This is a genomic window from Providencia sp. PROV269 (assembly GCF_028477785.1).
GTDB lineage: Bacteria > Pseudomonadota > Gammaproteobacteria > Enterobacterales > Enterobacteriaceae > Providencia > Providencia rettgeri.
The window spans coordinates 84,072-94,626 of the sequence record NZ_JAMPLV010000015.1; the positions used below are offsets into that span (position 1 = coordinate 84,072).

10 protein-coding genes are annotated in these 10,555 nt (G+C 39.2%); 9 read left to right on the top strand and 1 reads right to left on the bottom strand.

Features of this window, described 5'->3' with window-relative positions:
* Positions 1-147: 147 nt before the first annotated feature.
* Positions 148-414 (top strand): FAD assembly factor SdhE, encoded by a 267-nt coding sequence (gene sdhE / locus PR683_RS16120; protein WP_004913039.1) that lies wholly within the window; start codon positions 148-150, stop codon positions 412-414.
* The gene (locus PR683_RS16125) at positions 395-805 is read left to right on the top strand and encodes a protein YgfX (protein ID WP_042851636.1); all 411 of its coding nucleotides are present in this window, start codon (positions 395-397) and stop codon (positions 803-805) included. Before sdhE ends, PR683_RS16125 begins: the two co-directional genes overlap by 20 nt.
* Positions 806-894: 89 nt before the next feature.
* Here the strand turns inward: PR683_RS16125 and fldB are convergent, their stop codons facing one another.
* Complete coding sequence (fldB, locus tag PR683_RS16130; RefSeq protein WP_004913034.1) at positions 895-1,413, bottom strand: flavodoxin FldB; 519 nt, start codon at positions 1,411-1,413, stop codon at positions 895-897.
* 117 nt (positions 1,414-1,530) lie between these two features.
* Here fldB and xerD point away from each other — a divergent pair, with 117 nt between their 5' ends.
* The 7 genes from xerD to PR683_RS16165 form a co-directional block, all read left to right on the top strand.
* Positions 1,531-2,433 carry a site-specific tyrosine recombinase XerD gene (xerD, locus tag PR683_RS16135; protein WP_109912915.1) on the top strand — a complete coding sequence of 301 codons (903 nt, stop codon included), beginning with the start codon at positions 1,531-1,533 and terminating at the stop codon, positions 2,431-2,433.
* Between the two features lie 21 nt (positions 2,434-2,454).
* Positions 2,455-3,159, top strand: coding sequence for a bifunctional protein-disulfide isomerase/oxidoreductase DsbC (gene dsbC, locus PR683_RS16140; RefSeq protein WP_109912946.1), 705 nt, complete (start codon positions 2,455-2,457; stop codon positions 3,157-3,159).
* Positions 3,160-3,168: 9 nt separating this feature from the next.
* Positions 3,169-4,902, top strand: coding sequence for a single-stranded-DNA-specific exonuclease RecJ (recJ, locus tag PR683_RS16145; RefSeq protein ID WP_210782900.1), 1,734 nt, complete (start codon positions 3,169-3,171; stop codon positions 4,900-4,902).
* A gap of 129 nt (positions 4,903-5,031) precedes the next feature.
* Positions 5,032-6,133, top strand: a protein-coding gene (gene prfB / locus PR683_RS16150) for a peptide chain release factor 2 (RefSeq protein WP_109912913.1) whose coding sequence is annotated in 2 segments (ribosomal slippage) — positions 5,032-5,109 and positions 5,111-6,133 — 1,101 coding nt in all. Because the reading frame shifts where the segments join, the coding sequence is not laid out codon by codon here.
* 7 nt (positions 6,134-6,140) lie between these two features.
* Complete coding sequence (lysS, locus tag PR683_RS16155; RefSeq protein ID WP_115166895.1) at positions 6,141-7,658, top strand: lysine--tRNA ligase; 1,518 nt, start codon at positions 6,141-6,143, stop codon at positions 7,656-7,658.
* A gap of 817 nt (positions 7,659-8,475) precedes the next feature.
* Complete coding sequence (locus tag PR683_RS16160) at positions 8,476-9,030, top strand: hypothetical protein (protein WP_109912911.1); 555 nt, start codon at positions 8,476-8,478, stop codon at positions 9,028-9,030.
* Positions 9,031-9,050: 20 nt separating this feature from the next.
* On the top strand, positions 9,051-10,555 hold a 1,505-nt coding region (locus tag PR683_RS16165; protein ID WP_272581895.1), incomplete at its 3' end, for a hypothetical protein.

Below are 10,555 nucleotides of genomic sequence, written 5' to 3' on the forward strand. Positions count from 1 at the left end.
TTTTTCATCAGCTGTTTGTAGAAAAACGGTATTTTACTACTAAAATTACAACTATGTAGTCTATAACATGTTTTCTTGGCGGATAATCTGTTAGAGTATGGAAAATAATCAATCTAATCAGTTAACTGCAAAAAAGGCCGTAGTAGAATGGATATTGAGAATAAAGCACGAATTCATTGGGCATGCCGCCGTGGTATGCGTGAATTAGATATTTCAATCATGCCGTTTTTTGAGTATGAATATGATAACCTGACAACCCAAGATAAGCAGGTATTTGTTCGATTATTAGAATGTGCGGACCCTGACTTATTCAACTGGTTAATGAATCATGGCCGCCCAGATGATGACGAACTTTTTCGTATGATTAAACTGATTCAGGAAAAAAATAAAAATCGTGGTCCTGTGGAAATCTAATCTCTCCATTTCATGGAAAACTCAATTGTTCTCAACCTGTGTTCATGGGGTCATTGGGATGTTTTTGCTTCTGACTCCATGGTCTCCTGGTAACTCAATGATATGGCTGCCGCTACTAGTGGTTGTCGTTGCGAGTTGGGCAAAGAGTCAGAAAAATATCAGTAAAATAAAAGGGGTTGCTGTACTGGTTAATGGCAATAAGCTTCAGTGGAAGAAAAACGAGTGGCGAATACTGAAAGCACCTTGGCTTACTCGTTACGGCATATTGCTGACATTAGAAGCGTTACAAGGCAAACCGCAAAAGATCCATTTATGGGTAGCTAAAGACGCACTTTCGGAGGAAAATTGGCGTAATTTAAACCAGTTATTGCTGCAATACCCTGATATCTAGGCAACCAAGATCAACCGAATTGGTGGCCTAAATACCGCTAGATGCCGCTCACTTTGGATTATCGATGAGCAAGCAAACATCAGTTTGTATTATAATAGAGCTTCAATTTCCTGAAAAATCTGTACACACCATTGTGCGATGCGTTCATCGGTTTGTTCAAACTGGTGAACTTCATCTAATGCAAGCCCCACAAACATATCACCGGTTTCATTGAGTGGTTTAGGGCTATCAAAGGTATAGCCTTCGGTCGGCCAGAAGCCAACGAATTTAGCACCAGTTGGTTTTAGTTGATGGTAGAGCATGCCAAGGGCATCAAGAAACCACTCGCCATAATCTATTTGGTCACCAAGACCATACATCGCAATGATTTTATTTGCGAGGTTAAGATTGGGAAGCGCTTCCCAAATTTCAAGCCAATCTTCTTGTATTTCACCAAAATCCCACGTAGGTATTCCCAAAATAAGAACATCATACTGTTCCATTTCTGCCGGCGGTGTATCGTTAACGTTATGCAGTGTGACGAAATCATCGCCGAGAATATCACGTATTTTTTCTGCAACCATTTCGGTATAACAGGTACTAGAACCGTAAAAAAGACCTATTTTCATATATATTATTACTATGTCCAGCTATGGTTTTCATCACAAGAGATGTATTGTAACAGAAGCCGGCACATTCAGGCATAATAGAATCGTGTGGTATTATCGAAAGGAAGTAGATCTGTCGTGGAAACAAAACAACTTAATCCATTAATTGAACAATTTCTTGATACAATCTGGCTTGAACAAGATCTTGCTGAAAATACATTAGCTTCTTATCGTAATGATCTTCAATTATTAGATAAATGGCTTGATGCTCACCAGTTGCATTTAGAAAATGTTCAATCTATTGACTTACAATCTTTTTTTGCTGAACGCATTGATTGTGGATATAAAGCAACCAGTTCAGCACGTTTATTAAGTGCGATGCGTCGGTTATTTCAATATTTGTATCGGGAAAAAATTCGCCTGGATGACCCCTCCGCGGTCATTGCTGCACCCAAAATTCCGCAGCGTTTACCCAAAGATTTAAGTGAAAAACAAGTTGAAGATTTATTAAACGCCCCTGCTACCGAAGATGCTTTAGAGCTACGTGATAAAGCCATGTTAGAAGTGTTATATGCCTGTGGTTTGCGTGTATCTGAATTAATCGGTTTAACGTTCTCAGATATAAGTTTGCGGCAGGGAGTTATTCGTGTTGTCGGTAAAGGCGATAAAGAAAGATTGATTCCCTTGGGGGAAGAGGCAATATATTGGCTAGAGAAATACATTGATGAAGGTCGCCCTGATTTATTAAATGGCAAAACGAGCGATATTCTATTCCCAAGTAAACGTGGCACGAAAATGACTCGGCAAACGTTTTGGCACCGAATAAAATATTATGCCGTACTTGCTCATATTGACAGTGAGCTACTCTCACCGCATGTTCTAAGACACGCTTTTGCCACCCATTTACTCAACCATGGGGCCGATTTACGCGTGGTACAAATGTTGTTAGGTCATAGCGATCTATCAACCACACAAATTTATACTCATGTTGCGACTGAGCGGTTACGAGTATTGCATGAGCAGCATCATCCAAGGGGGTGATGCATGATTAAAGGACTATCTATGAAACGCAAATTGTTATTATTGGCTGCCGCATGTATTGCGTCGTTTACTTCCACAGTCTATGGGGCAACGGAAGAAAAAGTTATCCGTGATACATTGGAAAAATACAATATGGTTGTTGAGGTGATTAAACCTTCACCCATTGTTGGGCTGAATGTGGTTGAAACATCAACTGGCGTTGTATACATCACAGATGACGGCAAGTATTTATTGCAAGGGCCAATTTATGATATGAGCGGTAAAAACCCGGTTAATATCAGTAACCAGCCGTTATTGAAAAAAGTAGAGGCGCTAAAAGATGAAATGATTATCTTTAAAGCTCCCCAAGAAAAGTATGTTGTGACCGTTTTTACCGATATTAGCTGTGGTTATTGTAAGAAATTACATGAGTCTGTTGATGAATTAAACCGCCAAGGTGTCACAGTGCGTTATCTGGCTTATCCACGCCAAGGCGCAGATAGTGACGTAGGGAAAAAAATGGCGTCTATCTGGTGTAATGGCCTACAACAAAAGGCATTAACTCAAGCGTTTAAAGGTGAGGACGTTGCGATCATTGATGACTGCAAAATTGACCTAAGTAAGCATATGAGTGTGGGTAATTTATTCAAAGTGACGGGAACCCCAGCAATCATCCTACCTGATGGGCAAATGCTACCTGGTTATATGAAACCGGATGCCCTTGTTCAATTACTCAACCAAAAATAGTTAATTATTGTGAATGTAGAAACGCTCTTACAACAAAGACAGCAACAAAGCTCTGCGGCTCAACTTCTTGGCTTGCCTGAACTTTTACAACGGATTTACCAACACCGAGGCATCACGGACATAACTCAGTTAGAGCGTAAAGCGGCTAATTTATTGGATTATCGGTCATTATCGGGTGTTGATAAGGCATTACCACTACTTTATCGCGCACTAATTGAGCATGAAGCTATTACTATTGTTGGTGATTTTGATGCCGACGGAGCAACAAGTACGGCATTAGCTATTCGAGCTTTAAAATCAATGGGATATAGAAATATCAACTATATCGTTCCGAACCGTTTTGAAAATGGCTATGGTTTAACGCCATTGGTTGTTGAAGAAGCCCGTAAACGTGGAACAAATCTCATTATAACGGTTGATAATGGCATTTCATCTCATGAAGGGGTTGGTGCCGCTAATCATTATGGAATGAATGTAATTATTACCGACCACCATCTGCCGGGGGAAACGTTGCCTGCTGCGGATGCGATAATCAACCCGAACTTAAATGAATGTTGCTTTGCATCTAAATCATTAGCGGGGGTAGGTGTCACATTTTATTTAATGTCAGCCTTACGTGCGTATTTACGTCAGCAAGGATGGTTTGCGAAACAAGGGCTTGCAGAGCCTAATTTAGCCGAATACCTTGATTTGGTTGCATTGGGAACCGTTGCCGATGTGGTGCCTCTTGATACCAATAACCGTATTTTAGTTCACCAAGGGCTAAATCGTGTTAGAGCAGGGCGTTGTTGCGCGGGAATTAAAGCCCTCGTTGAGGTTTCCAACCGCGATTTATCTAGGTTAGTGGCAAATGATTTTGGTTTTGCTCTTGGTCCTAGATTAAACGCGGCAGGTCGATTAGATGATATGTCAGTGAGTATTGAATTATTACTGACAGACGATATGGCATATGCAAGGGAACTGGCGAATGAGTTAGATGGGTTAAATCAAACTCGTCGTGAGATTGAAGCGGGTATGCAACAAGAAGCACTCGTGCTTTTTAATCAATTCGAATACGGTGAAAACCAGTTACCGAATGGCTTAGCCATATATCATCCTGAATGGCATCAAGGTGTTGTCGGTATACTCGCTTCAAGGATCAAAGAACAATATCATCGTCCGGTTATCGCATTTGCCCCTGCTGGTGATGGTTTATTAAAAGGTTCTGGCCGCTCTATTCAAGGTGTTCATATGCGGGATGCACTAGAACGATTAAATACGTTACAACCCGGTATCATGCAAAAATTTGGTGGGCATGCAATGGCTGCAGGTTTAACTTTACATGTTGATCAATTTGACGCCTTTAAACATCATTTCGAATTATTGATGGGTGAATTAGTTCAACCTGAGCAATTAGCTGGGGTGATCTGGAGTGATGGTGAACTTTCTCGCCATGAGTTTTGTTTAGAAACGGCTGAACTTATTCGAGAAAGTGGCCCGTGGGGGCAAGCATTTCCAGAACCTATTTTTGATGGCGAGTTTCAATTATTGCAGCAAAGGCTTGTTGGTGAACGTCATCTGAAACTGATGCTAGAGCCTGTGAATGGTGGGCCAATGTTAGATGCAATCATGTTTAATATTGATGTCCGTAGATGGCCAGACAACAGTATCAAAAAAGCTAAAATAGCCTTTAAATTAGACGTAAACGAATATCGTGGCCAAAGAAACGTACAATTAATGATTGAGCATATTTGGCCGGATTAAGCTGGTAATAAACCAGAAGAATAACCAGTAAATAGCGTTTGATGGCGCTATAAACATGAGATAAATTCCGCTATACTAAGCGGTTTGTGAATAAAAAATTATTTTTGACTAACCATAAGATATTGAAAAATGACGTTTGAAATAAACCCAGTAAAAAGTAAGATTCAGGACCTGTCTGAACGGACAGTGGTTCTGAGGGGGTATCTTTGACTATGATGCCAAGAAAGAACGCTTAGAAGAAGTCAACGCTGAGCTTGAACAGCCAGATGTCTGGAATGAACCCGAGAGAGCACAAGCCCTTGGTAAAGAACGCTCATCGCTTGAGGCAATTGTTGAAACGATTGACCAGATGATGCAAGGCCTTGAAGATGTTGAAGGTTTATTAGAGCTAGCGGTTGAAGCTGATGATGAAGACACATTCAATGAAGCAGAAGCTGAATTAGAGCAATTACAAGGCAAGTTAGAGCAACTTGAATTTCGTCGTATGTTCTCAGGCGAATACGATAGCGCAGACTGCTACATTGACTTACAAGCGGGTTCTGGCGGTACTGAGGCTCAAGATTGGGCAAGTATGTTATTACGCATGTACTTGCGTTGGGCCGAGTCAAAGGGCTTTAAAACCGAAATTATCGAAGAGTCTGATGGTGATGTTGCCGGGCTAAAATCGGCAACGGTCAAAATTATTGGTGACTATGCCTACGGATGGTTAAGAACGGAAACGGGTGTTCACCGTTTGGTTCGTAAGAGCCCGTTTGACTCGGGTGGGCGTCGCCATACTTCTTTTAGTTCTGCGTTTATTTATCCTGAAGTTGATGATGATATTGATATCGAAATCAATCCAGCAGATTTGCGTATCGATGTGTACCGTGCATCTGGTGCTGGTGGGCAGCACGTAAACAAAACGGAATCAGCGGTACGTATCACACATATTCCAACCAATATCGTGACGCAATGCCAGAATGACCGTTCGCAGCATAAAAATAAAGACCAAGCTATGCGCCAGTTAAAAGCGAAGCTATACGAACTGGAAATGCAAAAGAAAAATGCAGATAAGCAAGCGATGGAAGAGAACAAGTCTGATATTGGCTGGGGAAGCCAGATTCGTTCTTATGTCCTTGATGATGCAAGAATTAAAGATTTACGTACTGGTGTGGAAACGCGTAACACGCAAGCCGTACTGGATGGTGATTTGGATAAATTCATTGAAGCTAGTTTAAAAGCTGGCCTGTGAGGGAAAAATGTCTCAGGAACAACAAGGTGTTGAACAAGCACCTGATTTGAATAACGAACTTAAAGCCCGTAAAGAAAAATTAGCGGCACTGCGTGAAAAGGGTATTCCATTTCCAAATGATTTTCGTCGTGAAGATATTTCCGACAAAATTCATGCTCAATATGATGATAAAACATCCGAAGAGCTTGAAGACTTAAATATCGAAGTATCGATTGCTGGCCGTATGATGACGCGTCGTATCATGGGTAAAGCGTCATTTGCCACGTTACAGGACGTTGGCGGACGCATTCAAATTTATGTATCGCGTGATGACTTGGCAGAAGGCATCTATAACGAACAGTTTAAAAAATGGGACTTAGGCGATATCTTAGGTGCTAAAGGCCGTTTGTTTAAAACCAAAACTGGCGAGTTAACTGTTCATTGTCATGAAGTTCGTTTATTAACCAAAGCATTGCGTCCATTACCTGACAAATTCCACGGTCTATCAGACCAAGAAACACGTTACCGTCAGCGTTACCTTGATTTAATTGCGAATGATGAATCTCGTCATACTTTTATTGTTCGCTCGAAGATCCTCGCTGAAGTACGTAACTTTATGGTTAGCTACGGTTTTATGGAAGTGGAAACACCGATGATGCAAGTCATTCCAGGTGGTGCTTCTGCACGTCCATTTGTGACTCACCATAATGCATTAGATATCGATATGTATTTGCGTATTGCGCCTGAATTATACCTCAAGCGCTTAGTTGTGGGTGGTTTTGAACGAGTATTTGAAATTAACCGTAACTTCCGTAATGAAGGGCTATCTCCACGTCATAACCCAGAGTTCACTATGATGGAACTCTATATGGCTTATGCGGATTACCGTGACTTAATCGCGTTGACAGAAGATTTATTCCGTACACTGACACAAAAAGTATTAGGTAATACCGTAGTTCAGTATGGCGAGCAAGAGTTTGATTTTGGTAAACCTTTTGCCAAACTCACCATGAAAGAAGCGATTTGCAAATATCGCCCAGAAACCAATGTTGCTGATTTGGATGATATGGATAAAGCGGTGGCGATTGCTCAGTCTATCGGTATTAAGATTGAAAAGAGCTGGGGCTTAGGCCGTATTCAGTGTGAAATTTTTGAAGAAGTTGCAGAAAGCCACTTGATTCAGCCAACATTTATTACTGAGTATCCAGCTGAAGTTTCACCATTAGCACGCCGTAACGATGACAACCCATTCATTACTGACCGTTTTGAATTCTTCATTGGTGGCCGTGAAATTGGTAACGGCTTCTCGGAATTAAATGATGCAGAAGACCAAGCTGAGCGTTTTGCTGAGCAAGTTCGTCAAAAAGACGAAGGTGATGATGAGGCAATGTTCTATGATGAAGACTATGTTACTGCATTAGAACATGGTTTACCGCCAACGGCCGGTTTAGGTATTGGTATTGACCGTATGGTGATGTTATTCACTAATAGCCATACTATTCGTGATGTTATTTTATTCCCTGCTTTACGTCCTAGCAAAGCTTAAATGCATTATGCCCGGTTAATTCCGGGCATATATTTATAAGCTATCAATATTACTCTTCACATGTTTTATTCAAGTGGTCATTTTAGTTAAAAAATAAAACACCATTTACTAGACGTTAAATGAGTAACGTAAAATGAAATCACTGAAAAGTTTTTTTTTAGTGATTATGACTATGTAATCACTATGTTTTAATTAAAAATAAATTTGAGTTACGAATCGTATCAATTTAATATAAGTAATTCTGACAGATAACTGCTATGCTTTATTACGTAGTTGAATGTCTATAAATACGTTTTTTGATAAAAAATTGATTCTATTTATAATTTTTAATTACTGTTAACCTGTAGAATTGAATTAAGCAGGTTACCCATATTTGGTGTGATGGCGATTATTTTCATGTCATAGGCTTAAATGTGTCAGCAGCTTGATAAATGAAATAAGATTTTTTGTTAGCTAGCATTTTATTTGTTAACAATTGTTTCAGATGACAGAACTAAAATAAGAGTTTACTTGAAAGGTATTGAATTGCTAGTAAGGTTTACCAAGTAACCTAATCGTTATCTGACATAAAATAATAAAAAATTCCGAAAAAGGTGTTAATTTACTCCTTTATTGGACGACTAGTGAGAATTAGCTCATAAAATTAATGAAAATATAGCAATAAAATAATTTTAAAACTAAAGTTAAGTTAATCATAAATTTATGAGATGACTCTATTTCTACGTTCGGACTTATAGAAAATAGCTAATTTTTAGCTTACACTAGGTTTTTTGGACATCATTATAATAGCGAAGAAAAGTGCTGGTAAGGTAACCATATGTTTTTAAAAAATAAATTTCATGTTGCATCTTTGCTTATAGCAGGTACAGCTCTTCTTTCAGGTTGTACATTTGGCTCAGACACATACAATACAGCAACACCGAATACCCCAAGTAAACAGACAGTCAATGCAAGTACCGCTCAGCCAGTAACACAACCAACTGCGGATACGAATTCAGGCCAGACTGATAACACATACCCTGAATCTCAAAAAGTTTTAAATAGTGCCATTAGTCGTACACCAATAGCATCAACAAGCTATGGTGAAAATGGTGCTGATCAGCAATCATTTGCCCATTTAAATACGTGTGTTAAAGAATTAAACGCGCTCAAAACACTCTCACCTAAAGATTACAATCGCTTAGTAGGTTCATTTAAAGAAGTTAGCGAAATCAACCGTCTATATCGACAAGTTGAAAGTACTGCTAGCCCAGACACAATTGAATTATTACAAATGGCGATCGAATCCAAAACTAAAGTGTTGTGCGCAAAAGTTCGTTATAACTCAGTATTGTCTACCGAATCAACATTGAAGAAAATTAGTGGATTATGAGAATAAACCTTAGGCTTTGTGTGTCACTGGCACTTGTTACGACTTTTTTTAGTCATGCTCCAAAAGCAGAGCGCTTTAACAATATAATTGATGATTTTGATACTTACCTTCAAATGGAAAAAGAAGGCAAAGTGCAAGAACAAAAGCAGCAATTGCCAGTTAATACACAAAACCAAGGTTATGATATCTTTTCTTCGCTATCTACTGTTCCTGCGCCAAAAGAGAAACAAAAATCTGCGGCAGCTAAAGCTAATAAAGGAACTAAAAGTAAAGCAACAGGGAAGAATAAATCTGCGGCTACATCAACAAAGAAAACAGATGTAGTGAAAGCAGATCCTACTGAGCCAGAAAAAACGACGTTTCCTGAGGTGTGTGCGGTGACGACAGAAAATGGCGTAGCCCCTATTTTATTGTCGTCTTACCCTTATTTTTTTCAAAGCAATCAATGGGATCCTGCTTATCTAGCAAAAGATTTCGCAAAGTATCAATTAGTTCTTGACCCTCTCGGCTTATATGCGTCTAAATTTGCTAAGCCAACTGGTATTAATGCCTCTGCTTATCTTGAGCAGTTAGCGCAATTAATTGAACGTCAGCAATTAACTCATTTATATAAGTTTGGTATTGCTCAAGGAGTAGGCCAACTTATTGCCTATAATCATTTACTCAATGATGAACAACTTGTTTCTGAACTCATTAATCATAATAAGAGTATTGCGCAATTAACGCATACAATTACCGAAAAGCAATTTGAGATTGATAAATTAAATGATGAGGTTCTGAAGAATAAAGAGCAAATAGCTCAATTACAGACGATTGTAGATTCATCAGATGACCAGTCTTTAGTTGACACATTAAAGGCTAAATTGGCGGATGCACAAAAAACAATTGAGCAAAAGCAAAATAGCCTTGAGCAATTGAGCCAAGAAAATCAACAAACTCAAGAAACCATTGCTCAGCTTGAAAAGCAATTAAATGAAAGTGTTGTTGAACAAGCCCAACTTAAACAGCAATTAGCAGAAAAAGAACAGCAATTTGCCTCAGCGAATTTGAAAATTGAGCAACTGACAGCTGATATTGCAAAATTAGAGTCAGAGGCTAAAAATCAACTACAACTCGTTGGTAACACTGATGAACAGATAAAATCAGTGACAGCTGAGCTTTTACAGCAAAAAGAGTTGTTAAAACAAAAAGAAAATGAACTAGCAACGGCTAAAAGTGAAAAAGATGGCGTTCAATCTTCTTTAGTTGCTCAGCAAGAAAAAAGTAAATCACTCGAGTCTCAAAACCAGCAATTACAAGCCCAGTTGGTTGAAAAAGAACAATTAGCAGAAAAAATTCAAGCTTCCCTGGCAGAAAAAACTGAACAAGCAGAACAAAAAGTTGCATTAGAAAATGCATTAAAAGCGGCTCAGGAGCAGCTTAATTCATATCAAAGCACGCAGAATACGTTAGCAAAACAGTTGGCTCAAAGTGAAAAACAACAGGAAGACTTGCAGGCAAAACTCAGCCAGCAAGAGCAGAGTTT

Excerpts from the sequence above, each read along its gene's own strand:
- sdhE (WP_004913039.1), top strand. The coding sequence starts at position 148 with ATGGATATTGAGAATAAAGCACGAATTCATTGGGCATGCCGCCGTGGT.
- fldB (WP_004913034.1), bottom strand. The coding sequence starts at position 1,413 with ATGAAAATAGGTCTTTTTTACGGTTCTAGTACCTGTTATACCGAAATG.
- dsbC (WP_109912946.1), top strand. The coding sequence starts at position 2,455 with ATGAAACGCAAATTGTTATTATTGGCTGCCGCATGTATTGCGTCGTTT.
- lysS (WP_115166895.1), top strand. The coding sequence starts at position 6,141 with ATGTCTCAGGAACAACAAGGTGTTGAACAAGCACCTGATTTGAATAAC.
- PR683_RS16160 (WP_109912911.1), top strand. The coding sequence starts at position 8,476 with ATGTTTTTAAAAAATAAATTTCATGTTGCATCTTTGCTTATAGCAGGT.